This is a genomic window from Isoptericola sp. Y581 (assembly GCF_059445475.1).
Genome location: NZ_JCAIUK010000002.1, coordinates 334,711 through 349,950 on the forward strand (window position 1 = coordinate 334,711; position 15,240 = coordinate 349,950).

Below are 15,240 nucleotides of genomic sequence, written 5' to 3' on the forward strand. Positions count from 1 at the left end.
AGCCCCGTATGGAAGTTGTGATCGCCCCCGCCGAGGAGCTCGCCGTGCTGGCGGCCGACGCGATCGAGACGCTGCTGCGCCGCGATCCCGCGACCGCGCTCGGTCTGGCCACCGGGTCGAGCCCGCTGAAGGTGTACGACGAGCTGGCCCGCCGCCACGAGGAGACGGGGCTGTCGTTCGCCCGAGCTCGCGGCTTCATGCTCGACGAGTACGTGGGCCTGCCCACCGAGCACCCGCAGCGCTATCGCAACGTCATCGAGACGGAGATCGCGTCGCGCGTCGCGTGGCCGGCGGACCAGGTGCACGGCCCGGACGGCCTGGCCGAGGACATTCCTGCGGCGTGCGCGGCGTACGAGCAGGCGATCACGGACGCGGGCGGCGTGGACCTCCAGCTCCTCGGGATCGGCACCGACGGGCACATCGCGTTCAACGAGCCGGGCTCCTCCCTGGCGTCGCGCACCCGCATCAAGACCCTGACGCGCCAGACCCGCGTGGACAACGCGCGGTTCTTCGACGACGACGTGGAGCGGGTGCCCGCGCACTGCCTCACGCAGGGCCTCGGCACCATCATGGAGGCGCGCCACCTCGTGCTGCTGGCCACCGGGCGGCACAAGGCCGAGGCCGTGCACCAGCTCGTCGAGGGCCCGGTCTCCGCCATGTGGCCCGGCACGGTGATGCAGCTGCACCCGCACGCCACCGTGCTGGTCGACGACGCCGCGGCCTCGCGCCTGCAGCTCGGCGACTACTACCGGCAGACCTTCGGGTCGAAGCCGAACTGGCAGGGGCTGTGATCCGTGCCCGGATCCCCGGCAGGGGGGCCGTGACGGTCGGGGAGCGTCACAGGGTGCGTCGTAGACTGCCCGGCATGAGCGATCCCCTCTCCACCCCGCCTGCCGAACCCTCGCGCGACACGGGTGCCGGCACCAGCGTGCTGGAGCGCCCGGACACCCGCGAGCAGACGGCGGAGCCGGGCGACCACGAGCGCTTCGCGCACTACGTGCGCAAGGAGAAGATCATGGAGTCCGCCCTGTCGGGCAAGCCCGTGATCGCGCTCTGCGGCAAGGTGTGGGTGCCGGGTCGCGACCCGGCGAAGTTCCCGGTGTGCCCGATCTGCAAGGAGATCTACGACGGGCTGCGGGAACCGCAGGACGGCGAACCTGGGGACGACTCCGGCAAGTGAGCGCCCAGCCACTGCCCGAGCCCGAGTCCGAGTCAGTACCCGCCCCCGCGATCGAGGCCGACGGCTTCGATCTCTTCGCGGCGGCCGAGGACCCGGCCGCCAAGGCCCTGCCGCTGCCGCAGTCGCCGTCGTCGGCCGCGGCGTCCCACCTCAGCCCCGCATTCCCGCGCCGTGCCCCGTGGGGGACGGCGTCCAACCTGCGCGCCTGGCAGGCGGAGGCGCTCGAGCTGTACCGGCAGCGCGACCCGCGGGACTTCCTCGCGGTCGCGACGCCCGGGGCGGGCAAGACGACGTTCGCGCTGCGCGTCGCCACCGAGCTGCTGGAGGCCGGCGTCGTGCGGCGGGTGGCCGTCGTCGCGCCCACGGAGCACCTCAAGCACCAGTGGGCCGACGCGGCCGCGCGCGTCGGCATCCGCATCGACCCGTCGTTCAAGAACAGCCAGGGCCGGCACGGCTCGCACTACGACGGCGTCGCCCTGACGTACGCCCAGGTCGCCGCCAAGCCCGCGCTGCACCGCGCGCGCACCGAGGCCGCCCGCACGCTCGTCATCCTCGACGAGGTGCACCACGGAGGCGACGCCCTGAGCTGGGGCGACGCCGTGCGCGAGGCGTTCGAGGGCGCCACCCGGCGGCTCGCGCTGACCGGCACGCCGTTCCGGTCGGACACCTCCCCGATCCCGTTCGTCACGTACGAGCAGGACCGGGAGGGGATCCGCCGGTCCAAGGCCGACTACACCTACGGCTACGGCGAGGCGCTGCGCGACCACGTGGTGCGGCCCGTGCTGTTCATGACCTACTCCGGCGAGATGCGCTGGCGCACGCGGGCGGGCGACGAGATCAGCGCCCGCCTCGGCGAGGCCATGACCAAGGACATGCACGCCCAGGCCTGGCGCACCGCGCTGGACCCGAACGGCGAGTGGATCCCGTCGGTCCTCGCGGGGGCGGACAGGCGACTCACCGAGATGCGTCGCGTCGTGCCGGACGCGGGCGGTATGGTCATCGCGACCGACCAGACCGATGCCCGCGCCTACGCGGGCCACCTCGCCCGGCTGACGGGCGAGAGCCCGATCGTGGTCCTGTCCGACGACGACGGCGCCAGCGCGCGCATCGACGAGTTCGCCCAGGGCGACTCGCGCTGGATGGTGGCGGTACGCATGGTGTCCGAGGGCGTGGACGTGCCGCGCCTCGCGGTGGGCGTCTACGCCACCAGCACCTCCACCCCGCTGTTCTTCGCGCAGGCCGTCGGCAGGTTCGTCCGCGCCCGTAAGCGCGGCGAGACCGCGTCCGTCTTCCTGCCCAGCGTGCCGCTGCTGCTGGAGCTGGCGAACGGGATGGAGATCGAGCGGGACCACGCGCTCGACCGGCCCCAGACGGCGGAGGAGCAGGGCATCGAGTACGACCCGGAGGCGGCGCTGCTGGCGGCCGCCAACCGGGAGGAGAAGGCGTCCGGCGAGCTCACGGGCAGCTTCGAGGCGCTCGAGGCGCAGGCGTCGTTCGACCGGGTGCTGTTCGACGGCGGCGAGTTCGGCACCGGCGCCGACGTCGGCTCGGCCGAGGAGCTCGATTTCCTCGGGCTGCCGGGGCTGCTCGAGGCCGACCAGGTGACCACGCTGCTGCGGCAGCGGCAGGCCCAGCAGGTCCGCGGACGGTCCGGCGCCGCGTCCTCCGAGGCCGCGCTCGAGCAGTCCGAGGCGGAGCACCGGCGGGCCGCCGACCTGCGCAAGGAGCTCTCCAAGCTGGTGTCCGCCTGGGCGCGCAAGAGCAGCACCCCGCACGGGTCGGTGCACACCGAGCTGCGACGGCGCTGCGGCGGCCCCGAGGTGCCGCTCGCCACGGCCGACCAGCTCACCGCGCGGATCGAGATGGTGCGGGGCTGGTTCGTCGGGAAGCGGTAGGGCCGGCGCTCAGGTGAGCGGGAGCTCGACGGTCGGGATGGCCGCGTCGCCGGCGGAGAGGCGGCGTCCGCCGCGCGGCAGCTCGGCCCGGGCCTGCAGGTGGTGGCGCGCCGCGGTCTGGACGCCGTACGGGCCCACCCAGCGGGAGTCGACGGCGCCGTCCACCACGAACGGGACCAGCAGACCGCGCAGGTCGGGCCGCTCGCCGTCGTCCACCGGCTCGCCCGGGTCGCCGTCCTCGGGCGACCACGCGAGGACGAGGTCGTCGGCGCCCGTGACCAGCACCTCCTCGACGGCGCGGCCGTCGGGGCCGTACCGCCGGGCCGCGGACTTGCGGCCACCCTGGCTGGACTTGTGGGCGGACGCCTTCGCCACCGGCTGCAGCACGCCGGACGCGTCGGCCCGGGCCACGAGCTTGTAGACCATCCCGCAGGTCGGCGCGCCCGAGCCCGTGACCAGCGACGTGCCGACGCCGTAGACGTCGACCGGCATGGCCGCGAGCCCCGCGATGGCGTGCTCGTCGAGGTCGGACGTCACGACGATCTTCGTGCCCGTGGCGCCGAGCTCGTCGAGCTGGCGGCGCACCTCGACGGCCAGGACGCCGAGGTCGCCCGAGTCGAGGCGTACGGCGTCGAGCGACGTACCGGCCGCCGCGATCGCGTTCTCGACGCCGCGCCGCACGTCGTAGGTGTCGACCAGCAGGGTGGTGCCGGACCCCAAGGACGCGACCTGCGAGTCGAACGCCGAGCGCTCGTCGTCGTGCAGCAGGGTGAACGCGTGCGCGGCCGTGCCGATCGTGTCGAGCCCGTACCGCATGCCGGCCTCGAGGTTGGAGGTGCCCGCGAACCCGCCCACCACGGCAGCCCGGGCGGCCGCCACGGCGGCCTGCTCGTGCGCCCGGCGGGACCCCATCTCGAGCACGGGGCGGTCCACGGCGGCGCTCGTCATGCGGGAGGCGGCGGAGGCGATCGCCGAGTCGTAGTTGAGGATCGACAGGACGAGCGTCTCCAGGAGCACGGCCTCGGCGAAGGTGCCCTCGACCTGCAGGACGGGGGAGCCGGGGAAGAAGATCTCGCCCTCGGCGTAGCCCTGGATGCTGCCGGTGAACCGGTAGCCGCGCAGGAAGTCGAGCGTGCGGTCGTCCACGACGCCCGCACGCTCGAGGAACGCCAGCTCCGCGTCCGTGAAGCGGAAGTGGGCGAGGGCCTCCAGGACGCGGCCGGTTCCGGCGAGGACGCCGTAGCGCCGGCCCGCCGGCAGCCGCCGCGTGAACACCTCGAACACGCAGTGCCGGTGCGCCGTGCCGTCCGCGAGCGCGGCCTGCAGCATGGTCAGCTCGTACCGGTCGGTGAGCAGCGCCACCGACGGTCGGACGGCCGGGAGCGGCGCGGCGGGCACCGAGTCCGGGATCCGCAGACCAGGCAGGGTGGGGGTGGCCGGCGCAGCGCCCGGCGAGAGGGCGGCGCTGCCCCGGGGCTCGTCGGTCATGGGGACACGGTAGGGCGCCCGCGGAGATCCGGCAGTTCGGCGCCCGCCAGTCGGACGGTCGACGCCCGGCACTCGGCTGTGCCTAGGCTGGGGCGGTGAACGGGGTGATGACGCTCGCGACGGCAGTCGCGGGGACCGAGGTGCAGCGCGAGACGGACGCCGAGCAGACGGCGGCCGTCGCGGACCCATGGATCACGATCGTCTGGAACGACCCGGTCAACCTCATGTCGTACGTGAGCTACGTCTTCGAGAGCCACTTCGGCTATCCGCCGCCCAAGGCGCAGAAGCTGATGATGCAGGTGCACCACGACGGCCGGGCCGTGGTGTCGACCGGGCCGCGCGAGCGCATGGAGGTGGACGTGCAGGCCATGCACGGGTTCGGGCTGTGGGCCACGCTGCGTCGGTCCGGCGAGTCGGACGGGGGTGCGGCGTGACGCCGTTCCGGTCCGCCCCGGTGGGCTACGTGGCCCGGTGGGAGCCGGTGGAGCGCGAGGTGCTCGCGCGGGTGGCGCGCGACGTCGCCGAGCTGGTGCGCGCCGAGTCGGGTCTGGAGCCGGGCGTCGAGGTCGGCGACGGGGTCGCCTTCACGGGCATCGGGCGGGTGCCGCAGGACCCGGCGGTGCAGCGGCTGCTCCCCGATGCGCACGACGAGGACGCGGACGTCGCGACCGAGTTCCGCCACCTCACCCAGACGGACCTGGCGGCGGGGAAGGTCGCGCGGCTCGTCGCCTTCGCGGAGGAGATCGACCCGGACGACGACCTCCCCGGGCTGGAGGGCGACCTCCGGGGCACCGCGGCCCTGGACGAGGCGGAGGTCGTGGTGCCCCGCGAGTCGGCGCAGGAGTTCGCGGGGGCGCTGACCGACGTGCGCCTCGTGCTGGCGGAGCGGCTCGGCCTCGTCGACGACTCCGACGTCGAGTCCCTGCACGACGACGTCCTGGCGGGCGTCGACGACGAGGAAGACGACGACGATGACGACGGCGAGCTTGCCGGCTGGGAGCGTGCGGGTCTGACCGGCGCGGAGCGGCGGTACTGGGGCGGCGTCTTCGTCGCGGCAGGCTTCGCGCAGGAGTCGCTGGTCGACGAGATGCTCGCCGACCTGCGGGCGGGCCGCCCCACCCTGTAACCCGCCCCGTCATCGCTGTGGCGGGCGCCACGCCGTGTCGCTGCTCACCCTCGAGTGTCCTGACGGTCCGTCACGACTAGGCTGCTCGGCGTGAACGACGCCCCCATCGGGATCTTCGACAGCGGCGTCGGCGGGCTGACCGTCGCGCGCTCCATCCTCGACCAGCTGCCGCACGAGCAGGTGCTGTACCTGGGCGACACGGCCAACAGCCCGTACGGGCCCAAGCCGCTCGCCGCCGTGCGGGCGATGGCGCTGGCGGTGATGGACCGGCTCGTCGACGAGGGCGTGAAGATGCTCGTCATCGCCTGCAACTCAGCGACCGCCGTCGCGCTGCCCGACGCCCGCGAGCGGTACACCGTGCGGCGCGGCATCCCCGTTGTCGAGGTGATCCGCCCGGCCGCGCGCCGCGCCGTCGTCGCGTCCAAGACGGGCCGCATCGGCGTCATCGGCACGAAGGCCACCATCGACTCCCGCGCGTACGACGACGCCTTCCATGTGACGCCCGGCCTGGAGATCACTACGCAGGCGTGCCCGGAATTCGTCCCCCTCGTGGAGCGCGGGCTGACGACCGGCCCCGAGGTGCTCGAGGTGGCGCACCGGTACCTCGACCCGGTGCGGGCCGCGGGCGTCGACACCCTCGTGCTGGGCTGCACGCACTACCCCCTGCTCGCGGGCGCGGTGTCGTACGTCATGGGCGAGGACGTGACGCTGGTGTCCAGCGCGGAGGAGACCGCCAAGGACGTGTTCCGGAACCTGGTCTCGCACGACCTCGAGCGGTCGCCCGGCGCCCCGGCGCCCACGCACCGCTTCCTCGCCACCGGGACTCCCGAGCCGTTCCAGCAGCTCGCGAGGCGGTTCCTCGGCCCCGAGGTGGCGCTGGTGGAGGCGGCGTGAGGCTCGTCACCGTCGGCGTGGCCGGGTCGTTCCCCGGCCCCGCGTCGCCGGCGTCCGCGTACCTGCTGCAGGTGCCCGCCGCGCTGGCCGCGGCGTCGGGGCTGACGGGCGAGGACGCACGCGACTGGAACGTCGTGCTGGACCTGGGCAACGGCGCGCTCGGCGCGCTGCAGCGGCACGTCGACCCGCTCGACCTGGACGCCGTCGCCCTCTCCCACCTGCACCCGGACCACTGCGCCGACCTGTCCGGGCTGTACGTGTACCTGCGGTACCACCCGGAACGGGGCTCGGCGCGCACGGGCTCCAGGCGCGGGCTGCCGGTGATCGGTCCGAGCACGACCTCGGAGCGGGCGGCCGCGATGTACGGGCTGGAGCCCGGCGAGTCCATGGCGGGGGAGTACGACTTCCACACCTGGCGCACGGGCTCGGCGGTGCGCGTGGGGCCGTTCGAGCTGGAGCCGTTCGCGGTCTACCACCCGGTGGAGGCGTACGGCATCCGGGTCACGGGCCCGTCGAGCGAGCGGCCGGGAGAGCGGGTCACGCTCGCCTACTCCGGCGACACCGACAGCTGCGACGGCCTCGTCGCCGGCGCGCGGGACGCGGACCTTCTGCTCGCCGAGGCGGCGTTCCAGGAGGGTCGGGACGACGGCGTCGAGCGCGGCATCCACCTGACCGGCCGGCGCGCGGGCGAGGCCGCGACGCAGGCGGGGGCGCGCCGGCTGCTGCTCACGCACCTGCCGGTGTGGAGCGCCCCCGAGGTCGCGCTCGCCGAGGCGCGGTCGGCCTACGACGGCCCCGTCGAGGTCGCGGTGGCCGGCGGGGTGCACGACCTGTGAGCGGTAGCCTCGGCCCCGTGAACGCTGCTCCATCCACGCCCCGCCCTGCTTGGCCCGCGGTCGTCTGCGACCTCGTGTGCGTGCTCGTCTTCACCGTGGTGGGCACGCTCAACCACGCCACCGCGGGTGTCGGCCACGTCGCGCTGGTCGGCCTGCCGTTCGTCGTAGGGCTGGCCGTCGGCTGGGTCGCGACGCGCGCCTGGCGGGCGCCCGCGCAGGTGTGGCCCACCGGCCTGGCCGTGTGGTTCGCCACGGTCGCGCTGGGGCTCTTCCTGCGGCCGGTGCTCGGCATCGGCGGCGTCGAGGTGTCGTTCGCGATCGTCACCGCCGTCTTCCTCGGCGTCACGATGCTCGGCTGGCGCGCCCTTGCGCCGCTCGCCGCCCGCCGCGCCGCGTAGGCGCGCTGCCGGCCGCGCAGCGGCGCGCCACTACCCGCCTGCTGGAGCTGCTCGACGAGGGCTGCGCCCCGCAACCCCGGGGTTCGTCAGCGCGTCAGGGCCTCGGCGATCGCGGGGGCGAGGGCGCGGAACGCCTTGCCGCGGTGGCTGATCGCGTTCTTCTCGGCCGGCTCCAGCTCGGACGACGTGCGCGTGCCCGGCGCCCCGTCGGGGCCGGCGTCCTGCTCCGACGGCACGTGGATCGGGTCGTAGCCGAACCCGTTCTCGCCGCGCGGGGCGCGTACCAGCGTGCCGGGCATCTCGCCGAGGCACACCTCCTCGCGGTCGGGCGTCACCAGCGCGGCCGCGCAGACGAACGCCGCGCCGCGGTGCTCGTCGCGGACCTCGGAGAGCTGCGCGAGCAGCAGCTCGAGGTTCGCGACGTCGTCGCCGTGCCGGCCGGCCCACCGGGCGGAGAAGATGCCGGGCGCGCCGCCCAGCACGTCCACGCTCAGGCCGGAGTCGTCGGCGACGGCGGGCAGGCCCGTGGCCGCCGCCAGGGCGCGGGCCTTGATGAGGGAGTTCTCGACGAACGAGACGCCGTCCTCGACCGGCTCGGGTGCCCCCAGGTCGCCCGCGGTGACGACGGCGTCGTCGGGCAGGGAGTCCAGGCCGGGCTGCTCGCGCAGGATGGCGCGCAGCTCCACGAGCTTCTTGCGGTTGTGCGTGGCCAGCACCAGCCGCGCGCCGGGCGGCACGACGGTGGTCGCGTCGCCCACCGTCAGACCTCCTGTGCCAGCGCGGCGCGCTGCGTCTCGGTCAGTTCAGCCGTGCCGGCGACCGCCAGGTCGAGCAGCGCGTCGAGCTCCGCGCGGTCGAACGGCGCGTGCTCGGCGGTGCCCTGCACCTCGACGAACGTGCCGGACCCGGTGGTCACGACGTTCATGTCCGTCTCGGCCCGCACGTCCTCCACGTAGGGCAGGTCGAGCATCGGGGTGCCGTCGATGATGCCGACGCTCACGGCGGCGACCGAGTCCGTGAGGACCTGCTTGCCGCCGGTGACGTGCCCGTGCCGTGCGCCCCACGCGACGGCGTCGGCGAGGGCCACGTAGGCGCCGGTGATCGCTGCGGTGCGGGTGCCGCCGTCGGCCTGCAGCACGTCGCAGTCCAGCACGATCGTGTTCTCGCCGAGGGCTGAGACGTCGACGACGGCGCGCAGGGCCCGGCCGATGAGGCGGGAGATCTCGTGCGTGCGCCCGCCGATCTTGCCCTTGACCGACTCGCGCTGGCTGCGCTCGTTCGTCGCGCGGGGGAGCATCGCGTACTCCGCCGTGACCCAGCCCTCGCCTGAGCCCTTCTTCCAGCGCGGCACGCCCGCGGTGAAGGACGCGGTGCACAGCACCCGGGTCTTGCCGAACTCCACCAGCACGGAGCCCTCGGCGTTCTCGGTCCACCCGCGGGTGATGGTCACCGGGCGGAGCTGGTCGGGCGTGCGGCCGTCGACGCGCGTCGTGGTGGCAGGTGTAGCGGCGCCGGGGGAAGCAGGGGAAGTCATGCCGCCACCCTAGACGAGCGCCGCTCCGAGGATGGCGGCCGATCGATGAGTCTGCCCTGGTGCGGACGTCACATCCTGCAGGGCCCCCGCCGGCCCTCTCGTCCCCGAAGGAGACTCATGGCCAAGCTCATCTACTCGATGATCACCTCGCTCGACGGCTACGCCGAGGCCGCGGAGGGCAGCCTCGGTACCGGCGCCGAGGACCCGGAGGTGCACACCTTCGTCGGCGACGTCTTCCGCGACGTGGGCACGTACCTCTACGGCCGGCGGATGTACGAGACGATGGTCTTCTGGGAGACCGCGCACACCGATCCCGACGCGCCGCCGCACATCCTGCAGTACGCGCGGGACTGGCAGGCCGCCCAGAAGGTCGTGTACTCCACGACGCTCGAGTCGGCGTCCAGCGCGAAGACCCGGATCGAGCGGACCTTCGACCCGGACGCGGTGCGCAAGCTCAAGGCCGAGGCCGACCACGACCTGACCGTCGACGGCCCGAACCTCGCGGCCCAGGCCATCAGGGCCGGCCTGGTGGACGAGTACCACCTGTTCATCACCACGAGCGTGGTCGGCGGCGGCAAGCGGTTCTTCCCCGACGGCGTCCGCCTCGATCTCGACCTGGTCGAGGAGCGCGCCTTCGACAGCGGGCTGATCTACGCGCGCTACCGGACCCGCTGAGGCCGCGGCCCGGTCGGCCCACCGCGCCGGGCCGCGCGGCCGTGCCCACCGGCGCGGGCCCGGGCAGGGCACGGCCCTAGGATCGACGGGTGCACCTCACCGCTACCGACCTCGCGTTCGCGTACCCCGGCCGCCCGGTGCTCGACGGCGTGAGCCTGCGCGTGTCCGACTCCACCCGGCTCGGCGTGGTGGGGGAGAACGGTTCCGGAAAGTCGACCCTGCTGCACCTGCTGGCCGGTGACCTGCGCCCCGCGCGCGGCGAGGTCCGGCGGCGGGGGAGCGTCGCGCTGGTGGAGCAGGAGCTCGCCACGACGCCCGGCCAGACGGTCGGTGACCTCGTGCGCGGCACGCTGACGGGCCTGCGGACCCTCGCGGCCGAGCTCGAGGCCGAGGCCGCGGCGTTCGATCACGAGTCGGGGGACTTGCGCCGGCTGTCCGGGCTGCTCGCCCGGGCGGAGCACCTGGCCGTGTGGGACGCCGACCGCCGGGTCGAGGTCGCGCTGAGCCGCCTCGAGGCGGAGCGGGACCCCGACCGCCGCCTCGACACCCTCTCCGTCGGGCAGCGGTACCGCGTGCGCCTCGCGTGCCGGCTCGCCGAGCGCGCCGACCTGCTGCTCCTCGACGAGCCCACCAACCACCTCGACGACTCGGCGATCGAGTTCCTCACGGGGGAGCTGGTGGCCTGGCGCGGCGGCGTGGTCGTGGTGACGCACGACCGCGAGCTGCTCGACGACGTGGCCACCGGCATCCTCGACCTCGACCCCTCGATGGACGGCAAGCCCGTGCTCTATGGGCAGCCCGGCTATCTCGCGTACCGGTTCGCGAAGAACCAGGCGCTGCACCGGTGGCGCCAGCGCTACCGGGCAGAGCAGGAGCGCGCCCGCGTGCTCGCCGAGCGGCTCGACACCTCCTACGAGGGGCTGTCCGACGAGTGGCGCCCCGAAAAGGGCTCCCAGAAGCACCGGCGGGCCACCCGGGCGCGCATCCACGTCAAGGCCGCCGACCGGCTGGTGCAGCAGCTCGAGGCCGAGGCCGTCGAGGTGCCCGTCCCGCCGGCGCAGCTCGCGTTCCCCGACCTGCCCGCGATGTCGCCCGGCTGGGACCCGGGGGACCCGCTCGTCGAGCTGCGGTCGCCGAGGGTCGTCGCCGACGACCCTTCGACCCCTCGACAGGCTCAGGACGGCGCAGGCTCAGGACGGCGCGGCGGGCCCGCAGTGCGGCTCGACCTGCCCGGCACGCGGGTGGCCGTGCCGCCGTCGGGGCGGCTGCTCGTCGTGGGCCCCAACGGGGCGGGCAAGTCGACGCTCCTCGCGGCGCTCGCGGGCCGCGTCGGGCTGAAGCGCGGCACGCGGTCGGTCACGGCGGGGGCGCGGCTCGGCGTCGTGACGCAGGAGGGTCGCACCGCCGTGCCGGCCGGGCAGGACGCCGCGCGGTCCGGGTTCGACGCGTACGCCGCCGAGGCGCTCGAGCTGCTGGAGCGGGGCGAGCTGGACCCGGAGCACGTGGTGCCGGTCGCCGCCCTCGGCCTGCTGAGCGAGGAGGACCTGGACCGGTCCCTCGCCGAGCTGTCGGCCGGTCAGCGGCGCCGGTTCGAGCTGGCGAGGGCGCTGCTGCACGCCCCCCACCTGCTGCTCCTCGACGAGCCCACCAACCACCTGTCGGTGGACCTGGTGGACGAGCTGACGCGGGCGTTGATCGCCACCCCGGCCGCCGTCGTCGTCGCGACGCACGACCGCCGCATGCGCGCCGACCTCGCCGACTGGCCGGTGCTCGACCTCAGCTGAGGCGGCCCGCCCAGGCCATCGCCTGCTTCACGAGCATGCCCTGCCCGTGGATCATCTCGGCCTGCACGGTGTCGCTGCATGCCTCCTCCGGCGTCAGCCACGCGAGGTCGAGCGCGTCCTGCTGGGGGCGGCAGTCGCCCGCCACGGGCACGACGTACGCCAGGGAGACCGCGTGCTGGCGCGGGTCGTGGTACGGCGTGATCCCGGGGGTGGGGAAGTACTCGGCCACAGTGAAGGGTTGCGGGGACGCCGGGACCTGCGGCAGGGCCACGGGGCCGAGGTCCTTCTCGATGTGCCGCAACAGCGCGTCGCGCACCCGCTCGTGGTAGAGCACACGGCCGGAGACGAGCGCGCGGGTCATCGTGCCCAGGGGGGTCACCCTGAGCAGCAGCCCGATGGCGACGACGTCCCCCGAGTCGTCGACCCTTACCGGCACGGCGTCGACGTACACGAGCGGCAGCTGGGCGCGCACGGCCGCCAGGTCCTCCGGGGTGAGCCAGCCGGCAGGCTGCGGCTCGTGGTAGAACTCGTCGTCGGGAGGGAACTCGGCCGTGTCGGTCACAGGTCGTTTCTACCAGCCCACGAGGGCGACCACCGCGCCGGGAATACTGCGGCACGCACCGGTGCTGTGCCGAGGAGACCCCCATCGGAAGGATACCCATGGCTACCGTCGAGCTCACCGACGACACGTTCGAGAAGACCGTCACCGACAACGACATCGTGCTGGTCGACTTCTGGGCCGACTGGTGCGGCCCGTGCAAGCAGTTCGCACCGGTCTACGAGGCCTCGTCCGAGGAGCACGCGGACGTGGTGCACGCCAAGCTCGATACCGAGGCGAACCAGCAGATCGCCGCCGCCGCCGGCGTCAGCGCCATCCCCACGCTGATGGCGTTCCGCGAGGGCGTGCTCGTCTTCAACCAGGCCGGCGCCCTGCCCGCCCCCGCCCTCAAGCAGGTCGTGGACGCGGTCAAGGAGCTCGACATGGACGACGTGCGCGCCCAGATCGCCGCCGCGAACAACGGCGCGCCGCAGGCCTGATCGCCGCAGCGTCAGCACCACCGACGACGGCTGCCCCGGGATGCCCGGGGCGGCCGTCGGCGCCTACGCTCACTGACTCCGGCCAGATACTGCTGGGCGTGTCCCTACGTGAGCGAGCGGCACTTTCATGTCGATGAGCACACGGCTCCCAGGGTCGTGAGCTATGCCCGGAGGCAGAACGGGTGGCCGGCTGGGTCGCGGAGGACTCGGAACCGGTCCGGGCTCGGCTGTTCGATCACCTGGGTCGCGCCGAGGCGCAGCACCTCCTCCTCGGCAGTGTCGAGGTCCTCGACCGCGAGGTCGAGGTGGAGCTGTTGTGATCGTTCGGCGGACGGCCAGGTGGGCGGCAGATAGCCCTCGACGCGGGCGGTGCCCAGGTAGAGCGAGTCGACCTCGACGGCGCAGAAGTCGGGTGTCTCGACCACGACCTCGCCACCGAGGACGGCGGCCCAGAAGCCGGCCAGCACGGCCGGGTCGGTGCACTCGAGGTTGATGGAGGCGATGCGGGCGACGCTCATGGTTCTCCTGGTGCTTCAGATAGCGAGGACGTGGGTGTCGAGCAGGCTGCGATCGCCGTCGAGGCCGTGGCTGAGGGCGGCCGCGACGTCGTCGTGCGGAGTACCGAGGCGGATGGCGCTGACCTCGTCGAGACGGTGGTAGTGCTCCTCGCCGAGCTCCAGGTCCAGGGACCGGAGGTATGCCTCGAGGTGGGCTGGGGTCCGGGGGCCGATGATCGGGACCATCGAGATGGACGTGAGGGAGGCACGGCGGCGCAGCCAGGCCAGGGACGTCTGGACGGGGCTCGTGCCGAGGTCGTCGGCGACGGCCAGCACGGCGTCGACCACCGCGGTCCGTCGGGCGTCAGTCTCGACACCCGGTCCGCGCGCGCTGAGCCGCCCCTGCCCGCCCTGGCGGTACTTGCCGGTCAACAGGCCGCCTGCGAGCGGTGAGTAGAGCGCGACCCCCAGGCCGTGGGCCTGCGCCATGGGCAGCAACTCCCTCTCGGCGGACCGCTCGGCCAGGCTGTATTCGGTCTGGATGCCGACCAGCGGCGCGAGGCCGCGCAGGTCGGCCCGGGTGGCCGCGCTCGCTACGCGCCAGGCAGGGAAGTTCGACAGTCCGCCGTGCAGGATCTTGCCGGCGCGGATCAGGTCGTCGAAGCCGGACATGATCTCCGCGACGGGGGTCGTGCCGTCGGGGAAGTGCGGCATGAAGACGTCGACGTAGTCCGTGTTCAGCCGGCGCAGGCTCTGCTCCAGGGACCTGACCATGGTCTTGCGGCTGTTTCCGGTCGTGCCCGGCCGGGCCTGGGCGTCCCGGGTACCGGTGTACTTGGTGATCACCACGAAGTCGTCGCGCTGCCGGCCCAGCAGCCCACCGAGGACGGTCTCGGCTTCGCCGCCCTGGTAGATGTTCGAGACGTCGAACGTGGTGCCGCCGGCCTCGACGTACGCCTCGAAGATCTGGCGGGAGCCCTCTAGCCCGGCACTGGCGTCGGCCGAGCCGAAGTTGGCGGTGCCGAGGACGTACTCGGAGACGCGGAGCCCGGTGCGTCCTCCGAAGGTCTGGTAGCGCATGAGGGAGCTCCTGACGGTTGGAGACGGGTAGAGTCGCTAGCGTACATCTAAAACGAAGGGTCGTTCTATTTCATGCCGAAGGTCACCCAGGCGCACCTCGACGCACGGCGGGAGCAGATCCTCGACGCCGCCCGCGCCCGCTTCGCCAGCCACGGTTTCGCCGGGACGTCCATGGCCACCCTCGTCGCCGTGTCGGGTCTCTCGACCGGGGCGATCTACCGGTACTTCTCGAGCAAGGACGAGATCGTCACCGCCGTCTGTGAGCAGTCGTCCGATGACGTGTTCCCGACCCAGCTCACCGCCGAGTCCGTCCACGGCATGCTCGAGCGCATCCGGACGATGGCTCGCGAACGCGACCACGCCAGGCTCGTCGCCCAGATCTACGCCGAGGCTGCTCTCTCCCCATCCCTTGCGGCCATCGTCGACCAGCAGCTCGCCGGCCTGCGGTCCGCCGTCGTCACCCTGCTCGCCGACCGCCTGGACGACGAGGCCGCGAAGATCGCCGAGGCCTTTGTGGCCGTCTGCGTCGGCTACAGCCAGCAACTCGCCGTGAGAGGCGATCTTGACCCCGCACCTTTCGCCGCCGCGCTCATGGCGATCCTGAAGCAGTAGCTGGCCGGACCTCCCGGCCGAGAATCCCCAGGAGGAGGGCCAGGGCGCCGCGGGCGACATCGTCGGGCGGGCGGCAGGAGCTCGGCCACACGCAGGTGAGCGATGTCCAGGCGATGTCCCGGATCGTGTCGGTGGCGATCGCGTCGCTGATCGCGCGCGCAGCGACCGGCCGGGTGCCCCGCCGCAGCCTGCATGGACTCATC

Annotated in this window: 18 protein-coding genes; 12 read left to right on the forward strand and 6 right to left on the reverse strand. The window is 73.6% G+C overall.

The genetic code is table 11. The features are described 5' to 3' along the window. Nucleotides 1-8 precede the first annotated feature (8 nt). The 3 genes from nagB (at nucleotide 9) to AC1C2W_RS04555 (ending at nucleotide 3,075) form a co-directional block, all read left to right on the forward strand. Nucleotides 9-791: a glucosamine-6-phosphate deaminase gene (gene nagB, locus AC1C2W_RS04545; RefSeq protein ID WP_495387572.1), complete on the forward strand. Its 783-nt coding sequence runs from the start codon at nucleotides 9-11 to the stop codon at nucleotides 789-791. Nucleotides 792-865: 74 nt separating this feature from the next. Then, entirely contained in the window at nucleotides 866-1,180 is a 315-nt protein-coding gene (locus tag AC1C2W_RS04550; protein WP_495387571.1) for a DUF3039 domain-containing protein, read from the forward strand. Between the two features lie 113 nt (nucleotides 1,181-1,293). Next, nucleotides 1,294-3,075, forward strand: a complete 1,782-nt coding sequence (locus AC1C2W_RS04555) for a DEAD/DEAH box helicase (RefSeq protein WP_495388415.1) — start codon at nucleotides 1,294-1,296, stop codon at nucleotides 3,073-3,075. A gap of 9 nt (nucleotides 3,076-3,084) precedes the next feature. Here the strand turns inward: AC1C2W_RS04555 and AC1C2W_RS04560 are convergent, their stop codons facing one another. Continuing rightward, nucleotides 3,085-4,404 carry a nicotinate phosphoribosyltransferase gene (locus AC1C2W_RS04560; RefSeq protein WP_495388414.1) on the reverse strand — a complete coding sequence of 440 codons (1,320 nt, stop codon included), beginning with the start codon at nucleotides 4,402-4,404 and terminating at the stop codon, nucleotides 3,085-3,087. Between the two features lie 266 nt (nucleotides 4,405-4,670). On the opposite strand from AC1C2W_RS04560, the gene clpS reads away from it, so the two are divergent. From clpS to AC1C2W_RS04585, 5 genes are all read left to right on the forward strand, one after another. After that, entirely contained in the window at nucleotides 4,671-4,997 is a 327-nt protein-coding gene (gene clpS, locus AC1C2W_RS04565; protein WP_495388413.1) for an ATP-dependent Clp protease adapter ClpS, read from the forward strand. Beyond that, on the forward strand, nucleotides 4,994-5,689 hold the full coding sequence (locus AC1C2W_RS04570; protein WP_495412505.1) for a DUF2017 family protein: 696 nt from the start codon (nucleotides 4,994-4,996) through the stop codon (nucleotides 5,687-5,689). The genes clpS and AC1C2W_RS04570 overlap by 4 nt, the downstream gene beginning before the upstream one ends. Before the next feature lie 90 nt (nucleotides 5,690-5,779). Then, a complete protein-coding gene (murI, locus tag AC1C2W_RS04575; protein WP_495412506.1) occupies nucleotides 5,780-6,583 on the forward strand; it encodes a glutamate racemase in 804 nt (267 codons plus the stop codon). Then, nucleotides 6,580-7,419, forward strand: a complete 840-nt coding sequence (locus AC1C2W_RS04580; RefSeq protein WP_495412507.1) for an MBL fold metallo-hydrolase — start codon at nucleotides 6,580-6,582, stop codon at nucleotides 7,417-7,419. The genes murI and AC1C2W_RS04580 overlap by 4 nt, the downstream gene beginning before the upstream one ends. 17 nt (nucleotides 7,420-7,436) lie before the next feature. Beyond that, nucleotides 7,437-7,817, forward strand: coding sequence for a DUF3054 domain-containing protein (locus AC1C2W_RS04585; protein WP_495387567.1), 381 nt, complete (start codon nucleotides 7,437-7,439; stop codon nucleotides 7,815-7,817). Nucleotides 7,818-7,903: 86 nt separating this feature from the next. Here AC1C2W_RS04585 and AC1C2W_RS04590 read toward each other — a convergent pair whose 3' ends face one another. After that, nucleotides 7,904-8,575 (reverse strand): non-canonical purine NTP pyrophosphatase, encoded by a 672-nt coding sequence (locus tag AC1C2W_RS04590; RefSeq protein ID WP_495412508.1) that lies wholly within the window; start codon nucleotides 8,573-8,575, stop codon nucleotides 7,904-7,906. 2 nt (nucleotides 8,576-8,577) lie between these two features. Next, the gene (gene rph / locus AC1C2W_RS04595) at nucleotides 8,578-9,351 is read right to left on the reverse strand and encodes a ribonuclease PH (protein WP_495412509.1); all 774 of its coding nucleotides are present in this window, start codon (nucleotides 9,349-9,351) and stop codon (nucleotides 8,578-8,580) included. Between the two features lie 117 nt (nucleotides 9,352-9,468). On the opposite strand from rph, the gene AC1C2W_RS04600 reads away from it, so the two are divergent. Then, nucleotides 9,469-10,026: a dihydrofolate reductase family protein gene (locus tag AC1C2W_RS04600; protein WP_495387564.1), complete on the forward strand. Its 558-nt coding sequence runs from the start codon at nucleotides 9,469-9,471 to the stop codon at nucleotides 10,024-10,026. Between the two features lie 89 nt (nucleotides 10,027-10,115). Continuing rightward, nucleotides 10,116-11,810 carry an ATP-binding cassette domain-containing protein gene (locus tag AC1C2W_RS04605; protein WP_495412510.1) on the forward strand — a complete coding sequence of 565 codons (1,695 nt, stop codon included), beginning with the start codon at nucleotides 10,116-10,118 and terminating at the stop codon, nucleotides 11,808-11,810. Here AC1C2W_RS04605 and AC1C2W_RS04610 read toward each other — a convergent pair. Continuing rightward, nucleotides 11,803-12,372, reverse strand: coding sequence for an NUDIX hydrolase family protein (locus tag AC1C2W_RS04610; RefSeq protein ID WP_495387562.1), 570 nt, complete (start codon nucleotides 12,370-12,372; stop codon nucleotides 11,803-11,805). The two genes, AC1C2W_RS04605 and AC1C2W_RS04610, sit on opposite strands and share 8 nt — an antisense overlap. Nucleotides 12,373-12,470: 98 nt before the next feature. Between AC1C2W_RS04610 and trxA the strand changes: the two genes are divergently transcribed. Continuing rightward, on the forward strand, nucleotides 12,471-12,848 hold the full coding sequence (trxA, locus tag AC1C2W_RS04615) for a thioredoxin (RefSeq protein ID WP_495387561.1): 378 nt from the start codon (nucleotides 12,471-12,473) through the stop codon (nucleotides 12,846-12,848). Between the two features lie 161 nt (nucleotides 12,849-13,009). Here trxA and AC1C2W_RS04620 read toward each other — a convergent pair whose 3' ends face one another. Beyond that, a complete protein-coding gene (locus tag AC1C2W_RS04620; RefSeq protein WP_495387560.1) occupies nucleotides 13,010-13,366 on the reverse strand; it encodes a VOC family protein in 357 nt (118 codons plus the stop codon). 15 nt (nucleotides 13,367-13,381) lie between these two features. Continuing rightward, a complete protein-coding gene (locus AC1C2W_RS04625; RefSeq protein WP_495387559.1) occupies nucleotides 13,382-14,425 on the reverse strand; it encodes an aldo/keto reductase in 1,044 nt (347 codons plus the stop codon). Nucleotides 14,426-14,497: 72 nt separating this feature from the next. Between AC1C2W_RS04625 and AC1C2W_RS04630 the strand changes: the two genes are divergently transcribed. Further along, entirely contained in the window at nucleotides 14,498-15,037 is a 540-nt protein-coding gene (locus tag AC1C2W_RS04630; RefSeq protein WP_495387558.1) for a TetR/AcrR family transcriptional regulator, read from the forward strand. Nucleotides 15,038-15,240: the final 203 nt, after the last annotated feature.

Excerpts from the sequence above, each read along its gene's own strand:
- AC1C2W_RS04560 (WP_495388414.1), bottom strand. The coding sequence starts at position 4,404 with ATGCTGCAGGCCGCGCTCGCGGACGGCACGGCGCACCGGCACTGCGTG.
- trxA (WP_495387561.1), top strand. The coding sequence starts at position 12,471 with ATGGCTACCGTCGAGCTCACCGACGACACGTTCGAGAAGACCGTCACC.
- AC1C2W_RS04620 (WP_495387560.1), bottom strand. The coding sequence starts at position 13,366 with ATGAGCGTCGCCCGCATCGCCTCCATCAACCTCGAGTGCACCGACCCG.
- AC1C2W_RS04600 (WP_495387564.1), top strand. The coding sequence starts at position 9,469 with ATGGCCAAGCTCATCTACTCGATGATCACCTCGCTCGACGGCTACGCC.
- AC1C2W_RS04630 (WP_495387558.1), top strand. The coding sequence starts at position 14,498 with ATGCCGAAGGTCACCCAGGCGCACCTCGACGCACGGCGGGAGCAGATC.
- AC1C2W_RS04625 (WP_495387559.1), bottom strand. The coding sequence starts at position 14,425 with ATGCGCTACCAGACCTTCGGAGGACGCACCGGGCTCCGCGTCTCCGAG.
- rph (WP_495412509.1), bottom strand. The coding sequence starts at position 9,351 with ATGACTTCCCCTGCTTCCCCCGGCGCCGCTACACCTGCCACCACGACG.
- nagB (WP_495387572.1), top strand. The coding sequence starts at position 9 with ATGGAAGTTGTGATCGCCCCCGCCGAGGAGCTCGCCGTGCTGGCGGCC.
- AC1C2W_RS04550 (WP_495387571.1), top strand. The coding sequence starts at position 866 with ATGAGCGATCCCCTCTCCACCCCGCCTGCCGAACCCTCGCGCGACACG.
- clpS (WP_495388413.1), top strand. The coding sequence starts at position 4,671 with ATGACGCTCGCGACGGCAGTCGCGGGGACCGAGGTGCAGCGCGAGACG.